This is a genomic window from Paenibacillus thiaminolyticus (assembly GCF_003591545.1).
In the GTDB taxonomy this organism is placed as follows: Bacteria; Bacillota; Bacilli; order Paenibacillales; family Paenibacillaceae; genus Paenibacillus_B; species Paenibacillus_B thiaminolyticus_A.
The window spans coordinates 1-19,445 of record NZ_QYZD01000005.1; the positions used below are offsets into that span (position 1 = coordinate 1).

Annotated in this window: 14 protein-coding genes and 1 pseudogene; all 15 read right to left on the minus strand. The window is 53.0% G+C overall.

The window, feature by feature from the left end; all coding sequences use genetic code 11:
* Window positions 1-424 precede the first annotated feature (424 nt).
* Window positions 425-1,022 (minus strand): annotated as a pseudogene (locus tag DQX05_RS07850) (ABC transporter ATP-binding protein).
* Window positions 1,023-1,155: 133 nt separating this feature from the next.
* Complete coding sequence (locus tag DQX05_RS07855) at window positions 1,156-1,335, minus strand: ABC transporter permease family protein (RefSeq protein ID WP_119792429.1); 180 nt, start codon at window positions 1,333-1,335, stop codon at window positions 1,156-1,158.
* Entirely contained in the window at window positions 1,332-1,502 is a 171-nt protein-coding gene (locus DQX05_RS30620; protein WP_182914668.1) for a hypothetical protein, read from the minus strand. The genes DQX05_RS07855 and DQX05_RS30620 overlap by 4 nt, the downstream gene beginning before the upstream one ends.
* Window positions 1,503-1,916: 414 nt before the next feature.
* On the minus strand, window positions 1,917-4,007 hold the full coding sequence (locus DQX05_RS07860; RefSeq protein WP_220483165.1) for an alpha-amylase family glycosyl hydrolase: 2,091 nt from the start codon (window positions 4,005-4,007) through the stop codon (window positions 1,917-1,919).
* Window positions 3,946-4,182, minus strand: a complete 237-nt coding sequence (locus DQX05_RS31385) for a hypothetical protein (RefSeq protein ID WP_220483166.1) — start codon at window positions 4,180-4,182, stop codon at window positions 3,946-3,948. The genes DQX05_RS07860 and DQX05_RS31385 overlap by 62 nt, the downstream gene beginning before the upstream one ends.
* A 362-nt stretch (window positions 4,183-4,544) precedes the next feature.
* Window positions 4,545-6,557 (minus strand): NAD-dependent DNA ligase LigA, encoded by a 2,013-nt coding sequence (ligA, locus tag DQX05_RS07865; protein ID WP_119792431.1) that lies wholly within the window; start codon window positions 6,555-6,557, stop codon window positions 4,545-4,547.
* Between the two features lie 102 nt (window positions 6,558-6,659).
* Window positions 6,660-9,026: a DNA helicase PcrA gene (gene pcrA, locus DQX05_RS07870; RefSeq protein ID WP_119792433.1), complete on the minus strand. Its 2,367-nt coding sequence runs from the start codon at window positions 9,024-9,026 to the stop codon at window positions 6,660-6,662.
* Window positions 9,027-9,181: 155 nt separating this feature from the next.
* Window positions 9,182-9,886 carry a heptaprenylglyceryl phosphate synthase gene (pcrB, locus tag DQX05_RS07875; protein ID WP_259391856.1) on the minus strand — a complete coding sequence of 235 codons (705 nt, stop codon included), beginning with the start codon at window positions 9,884-9,886 and terminating at the stop codon, window positions 9,182-9,184.
* A gap of 131 nt (window positions 9,887-10,017) precedes the next feature.
* Window positions 10,018-11,124: an RNA-guided endonuclease TnpB family protein gene (locus DQX05_RS07880; protein WP_119792437.1), complete on the minus strand. Its 1,107-nt coding sequence runs from the start codon at window positions 11,122-11,124 to the stop codon at window positions 10,018-10,020.
* Between the two features lie 427 nt (window positions 11,125-11,551).
* Window positions 11,552-11,683, minus strand: a complete 132-nt coding sequence (locus DQX05_RS31865; protein ID WP_259391857.1) for a hypothetical protein — start codon at window positions 11,681-11,683, stop codon at window positions 11,552-11,554.
* A gap of 138 nt (window positions 11,684-11,821) precedes the next feature.
* Complete coding sequence (locus tag DQX05_RS07885) at window positions 11,822-15,166, minus strand: DEAD/DEAH box helicase (RefSeq protein WP_119792439.1); 3,345 nt, start codon at window positions 15,164-15,166, stop codon at window positions 11,822-11,824.
* Between the two features lie 86 nt (window positions 15,167-15,252).
* Complete coding sequence (locus tag DQX05_RS07890; protein WP_119792440.1) at window positions 15,253-15,933, minus strand: UPF0158 family protein; 681 nt, start codon at window positions 15,931-15,933, stop codon at window positions 15,253-15,255.
* 160 nt (window positions 15,934-16,093) lie between these two features.
* Complete coding sequence (locus DQX05_RS07895) at window positions 16,094-17,500, minus strand: undecaprenyl-phosphate glucose phosphotransferase (protein WP_119792442.1); 1,407 nt, start codon at window positions 17,498-17,500, stop codon at window positions 16,094-16,096.
* 57 nt (window positions 17,501-17,557) lie between these two features.
* Window positions 17,558-18,481, minus strand: a complete 924-nt coding sequence (locus DQX05_RS07900) for a glycosyltransferase family 2 protein (protein ID WP_182914669.1) — start codon at window positions 18,479-18,481, stop codon at window positions 17,558-17,560.
* Window positions 18,478-19,422, minus strand: a complete 945-nt coding sequence (locus tag DQX05_RS07905; RefSeq protein WP_119792444.1) for a glycosyltransferase family 2 protein — start codon at window positions 19,420-19,422, stop codon at window positions 18,478-18,480. The genes DQX05_RS07900 and DQX05_RS07905 overlap by 4 nt, the downstream gene beginning before the upstream one ends.
* Window positions 19,423-19,445: the final 23 nt, after the last annotated feature.

The following is a 19,445-nucleotide window of genomic DNA, read 5'->3' on the forward strand; positions in this document are numbered from 1 at the left end:
GGATCAAACTCTCCATAAAAGTTAAGTTTGACTTGCTCATTCTATTGCTGACGAGAACTCGAAGTTCTCATACGCTTCGTCATTTGTTCAGTTTTCAAGGAACTCACTTGCATTTTGTGACCGACGTTTTAAAAGCGTCAGTGCTTATTTATATTATCAAATCGACATTGTCTTGTCAACATCTTTTTTTCATCGAGATGTTTCATCAAGCTTCGCGTCGAATCGACAAGAAATAATGTACCACATCGGAAACGCCCTTTGCAACATGTATTATTTTCCAAATAAACACCGGAGGAACAAACGTATCTCCCTTTCCTCCCGCTACATGCTCATTTGTTAAGTTGGGGTCGATATCCCGCAGCATTAAGCGCTGGTCTGCTTCGCTTCAGACAACATGCCATCCTTAATGTAATGATGGATTGCATTAATCAAGCACACGCTCGTTGTGCGTGACCATGATAGCCGCTATGCGCCGGGAACGAACCTCAGAGGCAAAGTATCTCCACGACGGCTCTTCCGCGTCGAATCAAGACTGGCCGTCGGCTCGTCGGCCAGAATAACGCCGGGATCATCCATTAAAGCGCGGGCGATCGCGCCCGCCGGCGCTCCCCGCCGGAGAACTTGTCCGGATAATGATGAAGCCGATGCTCCAGCCCCACCTCGCTCAGAGCTGAACTGCCTTTTGTTCCGCTTCCCTTTTCCCCTGTCCATGATTGCCTATCAGCATCCAGCTCCGTCAAATACGGCACCAGTTTCGAGGATTGAAACACGAATCCGACATGCTCAAGGCGAACGTGATTCAGAAGACTGGCCGATATAGTGGCGATGTCGGAGCCGCTGATAAGGATGCGGACGCTCGTCGGAGTCAGCAACACTCCCGCGATCGACAAAAAGGTGCTCTTCCCTGAGCCGGACGGGCCGACGCCGGCGACAAATTCCCCTTCATTAACTTGCAGGGACACATTTTTCAAAGCCATTGCCGCCGTATCTCCTTCGCCATACTGTTTATTGATATTTTCCATGGCGTCGCCCTGCGCGATTCGCCGCAAGGATAACAAGGCTCCGAGTATCGACACAAGCACGCACAGCCCCGAGTACGTGGCCAGAACCCCGCCGTCGAGCTCGAACGGCATGCTGGCCGTACCAACATGTTTATCATCGCACCATATGCTTCATATCTATGTAGACGACAGGCGTATGACTGAATGTCTCCCCTTCCGCAAAGCCGACGACCTTCATGGTGGCCTTCGTATCTGTGATGGTCAATGAATCACCGAGCTTCACGCCATCTTCTTGCAGCGACCGGTCAAGCACTACTTCATGCGCATCGTTCACCGCCGGGGAGGCTCCTTCCATGATCGGGGCATCAGCATTCCCTTCGTATCGATGGCGAACAGCTGCAACATCGACTTCCGCTCCGATCCGTCCCGGGTCAGCGTCAGCATCGTCTGCGCCAGCGTCGTCGCTTCACGCACGCCGTCCTGCTCAGCGACTTGTGCCAATCGTTCTCCCGGCCAGGAAGGCCGTTCGCCAGACCGGATACGTTTAATGTTAGGGAGGCAATCCTGACCATAATGAACCCGATTAGCAAAAACCGGGCTCGGGCATGCTTCACTTCCCGCATCGCTATGTCGTTCCTCCTTCTTTTTCCACGGGCTGCCGGAAACGCCGCCTGTTCAAGCCCACCTGTCCCTCCCGCTTGTGTCAGGATAGAAAATGAACTCATCATAACAGAACGTTACAAAAAGGAAAGTGGACTAGATGCAGCCCAAAAAGCCTTGATATGTCCGGAGTGCTCCGAACGCACCAAGGCTGATGGATAGAGATTACGTCATGGAAACACACTACGATATATATGCCGCTGCCGGAAACCAAGGATTGAAGCCGCCCCAGCAATCATGGTTGCCAACCCGAGTCTAAGGCTGCCAGTTGTACACCGGAGTGTCGCTTGTTCCCGTCGGGTTCGATGTGGCGGTAAATGAACGGTTCACCCCGCCCTCCCAAGTGACATGCCCTGCCGCATCCTTGATGATAAATTTGAACTGGAAGGTCGCCCCGGCCGGTACGCTAACCGGCAAGAACCACTCCGGATAATTCGGATTCATGAAGGAATCGAGCGCTTTGTCCGGATCCCAGCCCCCTAGTTCAGCAATATCGCCGACGACATAGACATTCTGTCCCGGCTGCTCCGTCTTATTAACATGGAAAATGACCTGCACCTGATCCCCGCCTAGCACCTGATACCGGAACGGGTTGCTCGTCTTCCCGCCCTTCGTGACGGTAATCGCATAGTCGCCGGCCTGCACATTCGGGACAACGGCGGCGATCCGGTTATCCTGTGCGGATACGACCGCAGCCTGCTGAGAACCGAACGCGACCGCTGCCGCACCGTCCAAGCCGGTTCCATAAATATAGACGGTGTTGCCTGGCCGGCCCATCGTCGAGATGACGTCGCCGATATGCGGTTCCGTTGGATCGGCTGGCGGATTATGCGACCAGACGCTGACCTCGCCGCCAGCGAGCGTAAAGGCCGGAATCTGGAGTGCTCCGTTCTGATTGACGACGGACATTGTCCGACCATACAGCAAGCCGTCCAAGGCATCGGCATAGGTCCCGGCCGGAAGGGTCGTCGTCAAGGCCGGGACGGATACGGAACGATCCGGTTGCCGGTTCAAGGCGACAATGACCTGTTTGTCGAAGAACTGGCGTTTGTAGACGAGCGCATCGTCATTGCTGTACAAAATATCGGTCGTCCCGTATGCCAAGGCGTCATTGGACTGCCGGAGGGCCGACAGCTTGCCGATAAGGCGGTAGGCTACGGTCTGATCACTGAACGCCGGGGCCGCGGTCTGCAAGAACAAGCGGCCTGCATCCGCCCCGCCATGGCCCGGATTCACATATTGCTCCGTGCCATAATAGAGGTTCGGGATTCCGCGCGAGGTAAGCAGCACGGCCAGCGAAGCATGATAGGGCTTGTCATTCCGCTGGATATAGCGAAAGCGCGACACGTCATGATTGTCGATAAACGTGACGGCCTGATTCTCCACCGTATAGTCCGCGCTCGTCTTCATCAGCATTTGTCCGAAATCGGTCATGCTTCGGCTGAAATCGCCAAACGCTTGCCGATTCGCATTGTAATATTCGAAGTCCAAATTGTTGACGCCTGTCCGATCCGGGAACGTCCGGTATTCATCATATTTCGGATCAGGCCTGCCGATGAAAAATTCCCCGAAGTGGGTCACTGGACCGCCCGGGGCAGAATCGATCGCATCCTTGAATCCCTTCACAAACGCCGGGTTCATATGCAGCGTGGCATCATGGCGGAAGCCGTCAATGCCCTTCGCCTTCCAGAACTTGCCCGCCTTCTCCAAATGCTCGATGACGACGCCGTTCTCCTGGGAAAAGTCGGCGAGCGAGGCCAATTCCTTATGCCGGTACCCGAATTTGGATGTGTCGCTGTCCGGCCGGTTCCCTTCATGATGGAAAAAGCCGTTCGTATCGTTGAGGATGTCGGCGATTTGGTTCTCCACCTTGCCGTCACCGTTGTAATCGATTGGGTTGCCGTCCGGGTCGAACACATACTGGCCGGAGCTGTCGCGATCCGGTTCATACAGCACGCCGTCGCCGTCCGGCCGCGGACCAGAATGGTTGGTCACGAAATCGATAACCACCTTGATCCCGTTGTCATGGAGCGAATCGACCAGCGCCGTAAAGTCCTGCATTTTCCCGAAATGAGGGTTGGTAGCGAAGTAATTGCGCGCATGATAGCCATGATAGGACGCGTACATGCCGGCGATCAGGTTCTCCCGGTTCTCGTACGGGGCGGAGATCCATACGGCCGTAATGCCCATATTTTTGAGGTACGGGATTTTCTCCTGAATGCCTTTCCAATCGCCGCCTTGATATTTGTTCAGATCGTTTCCGTCGCCGCGTCCATCCCCGTTATCATCGTTGAACAGCTCCGGAGGCGTCCCCGGGGGAATATTGTTCGCGGGAATCTCCGTCATAGAAGCGATCCGTCAAGATCTGATAAATGACATCCTTCGATGTCACCGGGCCTAATGATTGTCCCGACGCCGCGGCGTCTGCGGGCTCGGGGTAGGCCGCCGTATAGCCAACGATCAGGGCTAGCGCCAAGAACATAGAGAATAGCTTCTTCATGAACCGATTCATTGTCATCACTATGTACACCTCTTCACCTGTAATGGACATCTGGCTTGCTCTCAGCGCGGTTCTTCCCTGTCTATCATGATTAAAAAGGTGAAGTTCCGCCTGGAGCGATTTCATGCGTGGTGCATCCGTTTCTTTTGTTTAAGCCGTGAAGTCGATTATGCCGTTCTAGGGTGATATGCCGCCTTAGCTGGCTGGTGCTGGAATGACCACCTCCGCTTCTGCATTGCCGTTGCATCCAGGAACAATCTTGATTCAATGGTTCCTTATCTCATGATTACATAAATCTGTTATTCGTGTAAATGCGTCTTTTCATATTAAAAAGCCCCTCTTCCTGAATGGAAAAGGGGCTTGCCGTATAGCTTGTGTCGTCGTTATTCCGCAGGCATTGCCTCTTGCAGGAGACGGACCAGCTCATTCTCGTCGGTAATGACGGGGATGCCCAACTGCTCGGCCTTGGCGAGCTTGCTGCCGGCCTTCTCGCCGGCGACGACGAGATCCGTCTTCTTGGACACGCTCCCGGTTACTTTGGCGCCGCACACTTCCAGCTTCGCCGTCGCTTCTTCCCGCGTCATGAGATGCAGCGTTCCGGTCAAGACGACTGTCTTGCCGTAGAAGAAGGAATCCGTACTGACCGGCCTCGGCTTCTCGATCGGCTGCGGGCGCACACCGAATTCAAGCAGGCGCTTCACGCTCGTCTTGTTCACTTCATCCTCGAAGAACGAGACGATGCTGTCCGCGACGATGTCTCCGACATCCGGAACGGAGATGAGCTCCTCCTGCGTGGCATTCATGACGCCCTCCAGCGTGCCGAAATGCTCCGCAAGCGCTCGGGTTGTCGTCTTCCCCGTATTCGGAATGCCGAGGGCGAACAGAAACGCAGACAGGTCGCGCGTCTTGCTCGCTTCGATCGCCTGGAGCAAATTATTGGCCTTTTTCTCTCCGAACCGGTTCAGGCCGACGAGTTGATCGAACGTCAACGTGTACAGATCCGACGGATCATGAACGTCCAGCTCATTGTAAATCTGCTCGGCCGTCATGATGCTGAACGTCTCGATGTCCATCGCATCCCGGGACGCGAAGTGGACGATCCGCCCGACAATCTGCGGCCTGCAGTTCAGCTTGTTGTTGCAGAACAGATGGGCCCCGCGCATCTCCAGCTCCGATCCGCAGGACGGGCAATGCGTTGGGTACACGATCTCTTCCCCATCCTGCTCCTCCGTCACTTTGCCGAGAATCTCGGGGATGACGTCGTTGGAACGGCGGATAAAGACGCGCGAGCCAAGGGCATACTTCAAATTTTTGCGCTCGATGTCCCCAACGTTGTTCAAGGTGCAGTTCTGGACGGTCACTCCGGCCAGCTCCACTGGCTCGACGCGCGCGACCGGAGTGATCTTCCCCGTGCGGCCGACTTCCCAGTTGACCTCTTCAAGCACGGTTGTTGTCTCCTCCGCCTCGAATTTGAAGGCGATGGCCCAGCGCGGGAACTTGTCGGTGTAGCCCAAAGCCTCCCGGGTACGCATATCGGTAATCTTGACGACCGCCCCGTCGATAAGGTAATCAAGCGTCAGGCGCCGTTCCTGGATTTGCTCCAGCTCGGCATGCACCGCTTCAATCGAATCGAAGTAGGAGATATACGGATTAACCTTGAAATGATTGTCCTTCAAGAACGCCATCATCTCCTGATGGGTCTGGAAGGCCAGTTGATCCGCGTAACCGATATTATAGAAGAACGCGTTCAGCTTCCGCTGCGCTGTGACTTGCGGATTCAGGTTGCGAAGCGCGCCGGCCGCGGCGTTGCGCGCATTTTTGAGCGGCTCGGCGGCGGTCTTGTTGTACGCCTCTAGCACGGACAGGTTCATAATCCCCTCGCCCTGTACCTCTATCGTCCCTTCCTTGTAAGGAATGGTCAACGGAATGGAACGGATTGTCTTGACTTGCGGCAGAATCGACTCGCCGACGGTGCCGTTGCCCCGCGTCGCCGCCTGGACCAGCTTGCCATCCGTATACGTCAGGTTGAGCGTCAGCCCGTCGTACTTCAACTCGACGACATAAGCGGGATCCGGCAGCGGCTCCCGATCCGGATTCTTGGTGTTGTAATCCTGAATCAGGCGCAGCACGCGTTGATGCCAGGTGTGGAGATCATCGGCCGACTGGGCCTTGTCCAGACTCCATAGCCGTGCCAGATGGCGATGCGGCGCGAAGCCCTTCAGCAGCTCCCCGCCCACGCGCTGGGTTGGCGAATCGGGAAGGATGGTGCCTGCTTCTTTTTCCAGTGCGGCCAATTCGTCATACAGGGCATCATATTCCTTGTCGCTGATCACCGGATTGTCGAGCGTATAGTAATGGTAATTGTACCGGTTCAATTCCGCCACGAGTTGTTCCATTCGAGATTGTGCGTTCGTCACGGAGGTACTCCTTTCTATCTCCTAATCGTTATGAGGTTGTTATAAAAGCAAGTTCTAACCGGGCAAGCGCCCGGTGTCTCGTTATACCTTGGTCACCGGGGCGAATGCGGCCAACAGGCGCTTGACGCCGACCGGAGCCGGGAAAGCGATCTGCAGCTCCATGTCCGTGCCTGTTCCTTTGACGGATACGATGACGCCGGTGCCCCACTTCGCGTGCGCGACCTTGTCTCCGGCCTGATAAGAGGACGAATCGCCATTCTGCTTCGCCTTGTCGAGCGCAGAGGTCACCGTCACTCCGCCCTGCTTGGACGAAGCCGCTGTTGTGCGCTGACCGCTCGCATCGCCTGTACGGCTGCCGAAGCCGCCTGTGGATGCGCCACTGGCAGGGCCGCTATAGCCGAGTCCGCGCCCGCCGTAGGAAGCCGCGGAATTGCTGCGGCCATAGCGCTCGTAGCGCTCGTAGCGCGCGCCTGACGGCGACACATCCTCCTTCAGCTCGTCCGGAATCTCCCGCAGGAACCGGGACGGCGGATTCGCATTCGTCCGTCCGAAGAGCGTGCGCGAACGGGCACAGGTCAAGTAGAGCTGCTCCTCGGCCCGCGTAATGCCGACATACGCCAGACGCCGCTCCTCTTCAAGCTCCTCGTTGTCGCTGAAGGCCCGGCTGTGCGGGAAGACGCCTTCCTCCATCCCGATGATGAATACGTACGGGAACTCCAACCCCTTGGCGCTGTGCATCGTCATGAGAATGACTGCATCGTCCTGCTCCTCCGGCTCGTCGTTCATCGAGTCGATATCCGCGATCAGCGCCAGGTCGGTCAAGAAGGAGACGAGCGACTTGTCTTCATTCCGCTGCTCGAACTCCTGGGTGACCGACAAGAACTCGTCGATGTTCTCGAGACGGGCTTTCGATTCCAATGTATTTTCCCGCTGCAGCTCAAGTCGGTATTGGGACAGCTCCAGCATCTTCTCGGTCAGTTCCGTCACCGACAAATAATCCACCATCCGGTTAAGGCTGTCGATCATGGCGTAGAACTCGCGCAGCGCGCCCTTCGTCTTCGCCGAGATGTCGAGCCCGTCCATATTGTCGAGCACCTTCATCATCGACGTCCCCCGCTCGGCCGCCGCTTCCGCCAGCTTGGCCATCGTCGTCGCGCCGATGCCCCGCTTCGGCACGTTAATAACGCGCTCCAAGCTGATATCGTCATCCGGATTCGAGATAAGGCGCAGGTAGCCTAGAATGTCTTTGATCTCTTTGCGGTCGTAGAACTTGATGCCGCCGACGATCTGATACGGAATATCGGATTTGATCAGAATTTCCTCAATTACCCGAGACTGCGCGTTCGTCCGGTATAAAATGGCATGTTTGCTGTAGGATTTCCCGTTCGCTTTATTCTTATTGATCTCGCCAGTGACGAAGTAGCCTTCGTCATGCTCCGAATCAGCCTGGTAGACCTTGATCGGCTGCCCTTCCCCTTGATCGGTCCACAGCTTTTTCGGTTTACGGCCGGTATTCTGGTTGATGACATTGTTCGCGGCATTCAAAATATTCGCCGTCGAACGGTAATTCTGCTCGAGGAAGATGACCGTCGCTTCCGGATAGTCCTCCTCGAAGTTCAAAATATTCGTAATGTCGGCGCCGCGCCAACGGTAAATCGACTGGTCGCTGTCCCCCACGACGCAAATATTATGATGCTTGTCCGCCAGCATGCGGCACAGCATGTATTGCGCCCGGTTCGTATCCTGGTACTCGTCGACATGAATATATTTGAATTTGTTCTGATAAAAATCGAGCACCTCAGGCTCTGCCTTGAACAGCTCGATCGTCGTCATGATGAGATCGTCGAAGTCAAGCGCGTTGTTGCTCTTGAGCCGCTGCTGGTATTTCGTATAAACCTTCGCCACCACGCCCTGGAAGTAGTCGCCGATGTTCTGCTCGAACCGCTTCGGCGAGAGCAGCTCGTTCTTCGCGCTGCTGATGGCGGCCTGGATAGCGCGGGGATCGAATTTTTTGGTATCGAGGTTCAAGTCCTTCATGCAGCCCCGGATGACCGAGAGCTGGTCAGTCGAGTCCAGGATGGTGAAGTTCGACGTGAAACCGATGCGCTCGATATCCCGGCGCAGAATGCGCACGCACATGGAGTGGAACGTCGATACCCAGATGTCGCGGCCCTCTGAGCCGACGAGCTTCGCGACCCGCTCCTGCATCTCGCGGGCCGCCTTGTTCGTGAACGTAATCGCGAGAATGGCCCAAGGCGGAGCTTTGCGCTGCGAGATGAGATAAGCGATGCGGTGCGTCAGCACCCGCGTCTTGCCGGATCCGGCGCCGGCCATAACGAGCAGCGGGCCGTCCATCGATTCGACGGCACGGCGCTGCTCCGGATTCAGTCTCGCTATCGATTCATGGAGATCTACTCCGGGGTGGGACGATTCTAGAAATTCAAACATGAGGAAGTGCTCCTTTCATCCTTACTGTCTAACCGCCTGCTAGGATTGCTTAGCGTTGGCGGCCGGATGCCGGTGCCCCTAAGCACCGGCTGTATATGCTGTCTATCATTACATGATGTCATTAGTAATGTGGGTTGGAAGGAAGGACGCTCGCCTTATGGTGTAAGCCGGACGGCCTCGACCGTCCGCAGCGCGGCTTCCATGTCTTCGTACACAATGTTGCCGACCACGACCGTATCCGCCGCTTCCGCAGCCTCACGGGCCTCCTCCTCCGTACGAATGCCGCCCCCGTAGAACAGTTGGGCGTGGCTTAGGCTTTTTCGCACATGATGAACCAATTCCATATCGCCATACATCCCGCTGTATTCCACATAGACAACCGGCAGCCGCATCAACTTGTCCGCCACCTGCGCATATGCCCCCGCTTCCGCCGCCGTTAGCCCAGTCTCCGCTTCCGTCAGCTTGGCCGCGGTCGCCTCGGGGTTCAATATAATGTAGCCTTCCGGGATGAGCAGCTCCCACGGAATCATATAGCCGTACTGCTGAATCGCACGCTGATGCTGGCCGATCATCCAGTCCGGATTCGGCGTGTTCAGCACCATTGGGATCAAATACGCATCGAATCCGGGCACGACGGAATCCAGATTCGACACCTCCAGCGCGGCCGGCAGCTCATAGCGCCGAATGCGCGACATCAGCTCCACCGTATTCTCGAACGTCACGCCGCTCGATCCGCCTACCACGATCGCGTCCGTTCCGGACAGGCAGATTCGGTCCAGATCGTCGTCGCTGATATCTTTGTCGGGGTCTAATTTGAACACGTGTCGCCACGCTTCGATTGCAATCACAGGGGTATGCACGATGTTGTCCTCCAAGCTTCGAGTGAACTACCCTCCACCTACGCTACGCTTGGAGGTGGGGGCTTCTAAGGTAGTCGTACCTGCTGGTACGAATTGACTTAGCTATTGAGCCTGTTCCATGCTCTATACGATTATGCTAACATTCGCAGTCCTTCGTTTTTGATGTTGATCGAAGCATTCCAGTCTCGATCGGCAACAAAGCCGCATGGACAGCAGAATGTACGTTCTGAAAGGGAAAGCGACTCCTTCACTTGACCGCAACGGGAACAAGTCTTGGAGGATGGAAACCACCGATCGATTTGGATCAGCTTCTTTCCTTGCTCATCCAGCTTGTACCGGAGGAATGCCGTGAACATGCCCCAGGCATTGTCAGCAACACTTTTGCCGAAATGGAGGGTTTGGGACATTCCCTTCATGTTGAGGTCTTCGATCACCACGCAATCATACCGTTTCGCCAATTGGTGCGATTTCTTGTGCAGAAAGTCTTTTCGCTGGTTGGCAATCCTTTCGTGCAGCTTCGCCACCTTCAAACGTTGCTTCTGCCAACGAGAGGAACCTTTTTTCCTGCGTGACAAAATGCGTTGTTCTTTGGCTACCTTTTCTAAGGTTTGATGATAGAAACGAGGGTAATTGGCTGTCTTACCTTCTTCGCTATCGACAAATAAGCCCTTCATCGAAAAATCCAAGCCTACGACTGTTTGCACTTCTTTTGGGGCAGGTTGATGCTCATATTCCGTGAGAATGGAAATGTCGTATTTTCCTGTTTTGGTTCGGGACACGGTACACGATTTGATGATATGATGCGATGGAATTACTCGATGCTGCTTTATTTTCACGAGCTTGAGTTTGGGTAATTGGATATAGCCATCCAAGAGCTTGATGTTTCCGTTCACTACATTGGTTGTATAGGACTGTCTTGCCTTACGGCTTTTGAATTTCGGAAACTCAGTGCGACCGGCGAAAAAGTTTTGGTATGCCTTTTGCAAGTTAAGCTGAGCATTGGCCAAGGCAAGGCTGTCTACTTCTTTGAGCCAAGGGAACTCATTTTTGTACTTTGCAGGAGTAGGAAGTTTTTGTTTCTTCAACGCTGCTTTGTTATCCTTGTATAGCTCATACGTTTCTTTGCGTTCAGCCAGCATTTGGTTGTAGACAAAACGAACACACCCGAAGGTTTTCGCAAGAAGCTGCTCTTGTTCTTTGGTTGGATACAGACGGAACTTGTATGCTTTGTTTGCCACATCCTTTCACCTCACTATCATTCCCTGAATTTCGACAAGAATATTAAATGATTATTGTTATCTAAATCATATTACATCAGCCTTTTTATCCAAGACTGATTATATCAAAGAGTTGAGGAAAGAAACTATTTTAGGCTTCGCCTACCGAAATCATCCCCACTTTCATCAAGCTTCGCAAGATTTTGAAGTGAGAGACTTCTTTCGGGAAATGTTAAACTGCTCTTCCTAGTGTATCAAATTCAGTCTACGAATGCAGTCAGGAGGTGTCAATGAGTAGAGATGCGGCTAAGTAGAATGTATGTTCTTATTTTACTATTGTAATCAAAATGAGGGGGGAAGTCACGGGTAAGTTGGCGGGGGCTGAGGGTGCGTGTCTGGGCACCCAGCGAGGCGGGACTTTGGAGACTGGATGTGTATGTTATGAGAATTAGCCGAACCATGCTTCGTATACGATACTAATGATGATAATCCATAGCGCCACGCCCAGCAGCAGTGCAATCACCCAACCGCGGCCGGTTGCCAGATCGTCGGCATCGTTGCTCTTGTCCCGATGGTTCATTTCGCCCACTCCTCCATATATTACGTATATCCTCATTGTGGACGGAACTTGCTGGGGGATATACGTAAAATACAAAAACTCGCCCCCTACAGGATCGGTCCGGCAGGAGACGAGGTGGATGCTGTTCCTTATTGTTAGTCACGTGACGCTCAGCAACTCGCGAATATCCTCTTCCGTCAAGGCGGACGAGGCGCTTCCTTCCGCGTCGATCACTTCGTCAATAAGATCGCGCTTGCGCTGCTGCAGCTCTAATATTTTCTCTTCAATCGTTCCTTCGGCCACCAGACGGATCACTTGAACGACTCGCTTCTGCCCCATGCGGTGTGCTCGTCCGATCGCTTGTTCCTCCACGGCGGGGTTCCACCACAGGTCATATAGGATGACCGTGTCCGCCCCCGTCAAGTTCAAACCGGAACCTCCCGCCTTCAGCGAGATCAGGAACAGCTCCGCTTCTCCCGCATTATAACGGTGGCACATATCCACGCGCTCTTGGGCCGGTGTCCGTCCATCCAGGTAGAAGAGAGTCCTTCCGGCGAACTCCAGCTGTTCCCGAATCAATTGAAGCATACTGGAATACTGGGAAAAGATCAGCACTCTCCGGCCGGACGCGGTTAATTCCTCAACTTGCTCCAGCAGATGCTGCAGCTTGCCCGAAGGACCGCTGTACCCTTCCACGAACAAAGCAGGATGACAGCACAGTTGGCGCAAGCGGGTAATGCCGGCTAATATTTTCATCCGGCTCTTCTGGAAGCCTTCCGCCTTCAGATCTTGGGCCGTCGTGTGCTGCAGCTTGGCCAGATAAGCAGCGTACAGCTTCTTCTGCTCCCTCGCCAGCTCCGGGTACTGCACCGATTCGATCTTGTCAGGCAATTCGGTCAAGACATCCTTCTTCAACCGGCGTAAAATAAACGGACGAACGATACGAGCGATCCGCTCCGCAGGCAGATCACGGAACGCCTTATGATTCGTAAACAGGCCGGGAAAGACCGCGTTGAAAATCGACCATAGCTCGTCCAGCGAATTCTCGATCGGCGTGCCTGTAAGCGCGAAGCGCCGTGAAGCGTTAATCTCGGATACCGCCTGCGCCGTCTGGGACGAAGCATTCTTAATCGCTTGCGCCTCGTCGAGAATCAGGGTGTGGAACGGCTGCTCCGCATAGAACTCGATATCCCTTCGGAGCAGCGGATAGGAGGTCACAATGACATCCGCCTCCTCCATCTCCGCCCATAGCGCGGCACGTTCTTTCTTCTGCCCTGCAACCACGAGTACGCGCAGCTGAGGAGCGAACCGGGCGCATTCCTGCGCCCAATTGTAGGTTAACGAAGAGGGCGACACGATGAGAACGGGCAGCTTCTCTTCTGCCTGTTCCTGTTCCCGTTCCGACAGGATATAAGCGATGCTTTGCACCGTTTTGCCAAGGCCCATATCGTCGGCCAGGATACCGCCGAACCGATAGGATGCGAGCATTTTGAGCCAGTGGAAGCCTTGTGCCTGATAATCTCGCAGCTGGGCCTGAAGCCCGTCCGGCACCTCATAATCAAGTTCATCCAAGTCATTGAACCGCTTCACGAATTGACGCAAATCACGGCCAAATCGAATGTTTCCGGATACGGCCGCACGCTCCGGCAGCTGTAGCGCTCGTACAGCGGGAAGCTGGATGCGGTTGCCGCGAAGGTCGGCCGCGCCCATGCCAAGGCTTTCCATCATTTCAGCGAAGCCTTGATACTCCTCCTCTTCCAGCGACAGGAAGGAGCCGTCGCGCAGCCGGAAATATTTCTTCTTCTCGACGATGCTCCGCATAATGTGCAGCAGCTCGCGCTCCTCGATTCGTTCCAGTTCGAAGGATATCTCCAACCAGTTCATATCCGCTGCCAGATCGGCGCGCACCTTCGGCTGACGCTTGCGATGGCGAACGATATTCTGCAGCGTCTGCGACAGATAGATCTCGGCTCCCTCTTCCTTTTCCAGTTCAGGCAGCAAATGATACAGCACTTCATACTGCTCATCCTCCGTCTCGGACAGCCACCGCTGCCCGTTAGGCCGGAGCCCAGCCGCCTCAAGCCGCTGCAGGACCTTCCCTTCGCGGGCAGCGTCACGAATCAGAATACAGTCTTGCTCCGCCGGGGCATCCTGTCGTTCCTCAAGCGGCTGAATCTCAATATCCCCGTACCGGAATAGTGCCCGGGCGGTCAAGATGCCGTCGGCATAATCCACATACAGTTGAATCTGCAGTTCCGGTTCCCGGATCCGTTCACGAAGCGGCTTGGCAATGTTCACCTGGCCCAGTTCGCGCAGCGGGGGCAGCACATGCTGTACGAAGCCGTTCAACTGATCCTCCGACATGTCCAGCTTGCCGTTTGACTGAATCACAGACATATGAGTCAACAGATCGTTAAGCTTGTGGATCTCTTGCGGATCAAGCGGGTACAACATGCCGTTCATCATCGCGCAACGATAAGACGGCAATACCGTTACATTCGCCAGCTCCCCTACGTCTAACTGATAGTTCGCCCCCTTCTTCCGGGTAATATGGAACTGGAGAGGAAGCTTGCCCTCCCCAAGTTCCATCCGGGTTCCCGATTCCCCCAATCCTTCCAGTCTCGCATCGATATCCGGCAGCAGCCGCAGCATGTCCGCCCATTGCCTCGGATCAACGAACATGTCTTTCCTATCCGTCACAGGCAAATACCCTGCCAGATCGGAATAATACTCCCGGTAGGCTTCATCATTATGCTTCATCTGAATAAGCAGATCCAGCATCGCCCGATCGTGCTCTCCGATCTCGTGCCGCATCGGATCATACGTGAACAGCGCCGTGAACGAATGAGGCTTGGCCAGTTCTACACTTTGCAGGAAGGATTTCACCTTCTGAACGACATACAGCCGCTTCACGCCGGTCCGCAATTCGATCATCACACTGGGATTTTTGAAAAATCGGTTGGTCACGACGCGGAATGTGTATTCGAACTTTAACCTCTCTAGGCCCTGTCCCATACTGGAGCTGTCGAGCGAACTCTCCCCCATGCCGATAGCCTGATTCATCTTGTAATGAGCAATGAGATCGCCAGCTGGCCGATACTTCACCGCTTCTTGCTCCGCCATCGTCAGCATCGGATCCCGGTTGTCCGCAGGGCGATGTGTGTTGAGCCAAGCCGGTCCTGTACTGCGGCTTCCTGCAACGTCCAGAGCTTCTCTACCGCTCTCCTGATCATGCATCGCGATAAGCACTGCCGCAATATGCTTGCAATCATTATCATAGGAATAGAAGGCGGGACAATCGCAATAGGTGCTGATCTCCCCGTCAGGCCATATCTCTACCTCAACCGAGTAGCTGCTGCTTCCCTTCACGCGCGCAGTATAGCTACATCCATCTGCAGACTTCTTCAAGCGTGACACCTTGCCCAGGCGGTAATAATCTTCCCCACGCTTATAGGAAGTAGAGCCGCAGAATGATTTCACATCTGTCAACGTAAATGCCGGCATTGCCATCTTCCCCCCATTCTCTCTTGCCTCGATCCTATCCGCCTCAACTCGCCCATCATCATAACATGCTCCAATCTCAATCTATGTCAACGAACGACAACTGCCCTCACTCCGATGGATTCAAGCCATTCCTGCACCCGTTCACGGCCGGCTGCTTCCACGAAAGCATAGTACCGTCCCAGCTCAGACTCATCCGTGGCCAGCGCATATTTGAACTTGCGCAATACCTTATGCTCTGCACTCAGGGCTTGCTCCAGCTTCGTCCGAAGCTTCCCGCTCGGTACCGTCAAGGTGAATTGGCACATCTGGTTATACCTTTCGTCCAAGTCGAGATGCGGAACACGGTAATAAATCTCATTGAACCCTTCAGCAATTTCTAGCCTAAGCTCCTCGTCTTCCTCCCGGGGATCATCATCCGATAACATCGCGATTTCGCCTGTCTCCACATTCAGGAAATATGACATCTCGTCCATTTGTATGTCGTGAGTCGCCACAAGTTCATCCCACTGCCGCTGCGTCACTCGCATCTCAATGATAGGTATCGGCCCTGCCTCTTCGTTACTAATTATATTATTCCGCTTGCGCGTCTCCTCAAGCTCCGCCTCATGTTCTTCCCATGTGATGCCGTAAGGCGCCCCGCCGGCGGTGTATCCGACGATGAGGTAAAAGTTCTCATCTTGATCAAGTTGCAACGGCTCGCATTCGGCCCATTTAATGCCGCGCTTTTTCCTGGATTTGTGTTTGCTGCGTGATTTCTTCCGTGACATATCTATTCTTTCTCCTCTATGCTGCATGACCACATTCATTGATCTCCAAATCATTACCCGAGCCAAAAAAAGGTCCTTCTATCCTCAGATAAAAAGACCTTTTCTACCAAGTTTACTATGTTTGCATACCTACATCATCACCCATATTTTGGAATGTGATTCAGTATGCATTTTTATTAACGAATCCGTTCCAAATCGTCTTCCAGATGATTTTAATATCGAATAATAAAGACCAGTTCTCGATGTAGAAGATATCATAACGGATGCGTTCCTCGATCGACGTGTCGCCGCGCAGGCCGTTGCTCTGCGCCCAGCCGGTAATGCCGGGACGGACATGATGCTTGACCATGTACCTCGGAATCTCTTCCTTGAATTGTTCCACGAAGAAGGGCCGTTCCGGACGCGGGCCGACGACACTCATATGGCCCAGCAGCACATTGAAAAATTGCGGCAGCTCATCGAGACTCGTCTTGCGCAGGAAACTCCCGAACTTCGTCTTCCGCGGATCATTTTCCGTCGTCCATACCATATCCGATACGGCATCCGTACTCACCTTCATCGAGCGGAACTTGTACATATGGAAGGTGCGGCGGTTCAGACCGACCCGCTCCTGCTTGAACAGAATCGGCCCCGGCGAAGTCAGCTTAATGACCAAGGCGATAAGCAGCATGACCGGCGAAGTAATGAGAATCGCGACAAGCGAGAACGCGATATCGAAGCCGCGCTTGAACACCCGGTTGCGAAGCACATCTAGCGGAATATCGCGAACGTTGATCATTGGCATACCCGCAAAGTTGTCGAAGTATGGCCGGGATGGCAGATAATCGAAGAAGTCCGGTATGATGAGCGTCCGCACCCCCGCCTTTTCACAAGCCGCGATGATGTCAGGGAACTTATGATGCGCGTCCAGCGGAAGCGCGATGATGACTTCGTCGACCAGTTTGTCATTGAGAAGCTGATCCAGGTCGTTGAGGGTGCCGAGGATGGGCTTATAGCGCTTTTTCTCCAGAGCATCCCACTCTGCCTGATCATCTAAGAAACCGATAACCTCATACCCCATATCCGGGTGATTTCGCAAATTTTCATAAAACCGCTTGCCTAAAGAGCCCGCTCCCAAAATAACGATAAACTGCTTGTTGTATCCCTTCTGCCGCAAGGAACGCAGCATCACCTTGACCGTGTACCGATAAATAACAGTTCCCATTGTGGCCGCCGTAATAAAGATGGCCAGAAATTCGCGTGATATGTGGACCTGCTTAAAAAAGAACAACAGGCCAAGCAATATAAATAAACTGATAGCATGCGTTTGGATAATGCGGAGAAGCTGATCAGCGAACCGCTTTTTCCGATGAAAATGATACAAGGAAGACATCGCGCCGACTAGAATCACAATCACCGCATAGATCCCGCCCCAAGCGACATATGTAGAATAGGGAAGAGCGCTGTCGTTTTCCAGCCATCCGCTTATAAACTTTATCCACCATGCCATCCCAAATGCTAACGCGATAATTAGGACGTCGAAAATCATGTACAACTTCGACAGAAAATTTTGATTTTTGCGGAGCATATGCAACCCTCTTTTTTCCTAGACCTAGCCCCATTATACTAGGATTCGGCAATAAGGTTAAGACGATATATCCTTTTTGTTGGAATAGGCTGGCTTGGTCGGCCGTAGAGACGCTCTTACACGAGCCAATACATTCATGAGCATCGCGAGACCCAGCTTTGTTCCTATCCCGGCATACATGAGCGCAGTCACCCAGAACGAATATTTTTTCTTAAAATGCTTATTGTAGAGTACGTAAATCGCCCTATGAAATTCATACGTAATCTTATACGGTTTATTCCGGCTGCTGGCTCGTTTGTAATGAATGATTTGGGTCTTAGGGTAGTAATAGTTCACCCACCCTGCCTGCTTGATCCGGTAGCACCAGTCGACATCTTCCCCATACATAAAAAACTGCTCGTCCAACATGCCGACCTGATCGATCGCTTCGCGTCTAACCATCATAAAAGCCCCAATCAAACAATCGATCGGATAGGCCTCATCGGGATCCAAATCTTCGCGATGATACGCATTGATTCTCGGACTCTTCGGGAACAGCTTCGACAAGCGGGACACATAGAAGAACGTGGCCGCCGGCGTAGGGAACCCCCTGCGGCATGCCTTATCAAGAGATCCGTCTGGCAGCACGACTTTACATCCCGACGCCCCGACTTCAGGATGTTCATCCATGAACCGAATCATCACATCGAGCGTAACCGGCTGGATCACCGTATCGGAATTAAGAAGCAGAACATAGCGGCCTTTAGCGATTCGAATGCCTTGATTATTAGCCTTTGAGAAACCAAGGTTGTGTTCGTTCGCAATAAGCTTGACTTGCGGGCATTGCTGCCGGAAGACTTGTACGGAGTCATCACGTGAAGCGTTGTCGATTAGGATGACTTCATACTGAAAGTCCGTTACCGATTGGTAGACGGATTCTATGCAGTTCAGCGTAAGCTGTTTGGTGTTGTAATTGACAATGATGATGGATAAATCAATCATTTTAGAATATCCCCTCTAATCATCATAAGACGAAAAACGAGATTGTCCAACTTCGATTGTCGGTAGAGCGGCGTTGTCAAAGCATAATGGGTTCGCCGTACCAGGGTCCGGCCTGATAGGAGGAAGTGCTGCAAGCCCTCTCTCAACTCTATTGGTAATAAATCTCCCCAGCAACGTTCAAACTCTTTCGCTTGAGTCCAATAGATTTTGGCCTCACAATGTTTCTGATAGTTTTTCCATTTCTTTTTAAACGTTTCTATAAGACCATTTTGCCCACCAACTACGTTTCTTTGATGCTGACGATAGTAGATGCTTGGTTTCTCATCATAAATGACTTTACCAAATGCAGACACAACCAAGTAGGCCCACCAATCGTGCATAATGATATGCCCCGAGTGAGGCACATGACGCTGCATCATTTCTAGGGCCGGGCGATTTATCATCATCGTAGCCCCAACCGCTATGTTCTCTATCAATGCATTAAAAAAAGATGGTCCTTTCCGTGGAGCTGGAGGCCAATAGTTAAGCGGCTGCAACATCTCGTTTACCATTTGTGTTGAGGTTATATGCATCATAGGCATATCGCCCGTATTCCCGCCTAACGCATGTATACCCCTCTCTAATTTATCCGGTATCCATACATCATCCTGATCACAGAAGCATACATAGTCCGTGTCCTGATGAACATGATAGGTAAGAAGCTCAAAAAAACTAGCAATGACTCCTACGTTTTTTTCATAAAACGCTTCTATTTTATAAGGGTAATGAGATACATATTCGCGACTGATTGCTGTTGTCCTATCAGATGAACCGTCATCACGTATGGTAATGAAGAAATGGGAGTGAGTCTGCTGCAAGAGACTATCAAGCTGCTCCGCCAAATACTTCTCCCCATTATAAGTAGAAACAAGAATCTGAACTTTGCCCCGCTGCTCTCCCATACTCATTCACTTCCAATTTCAAT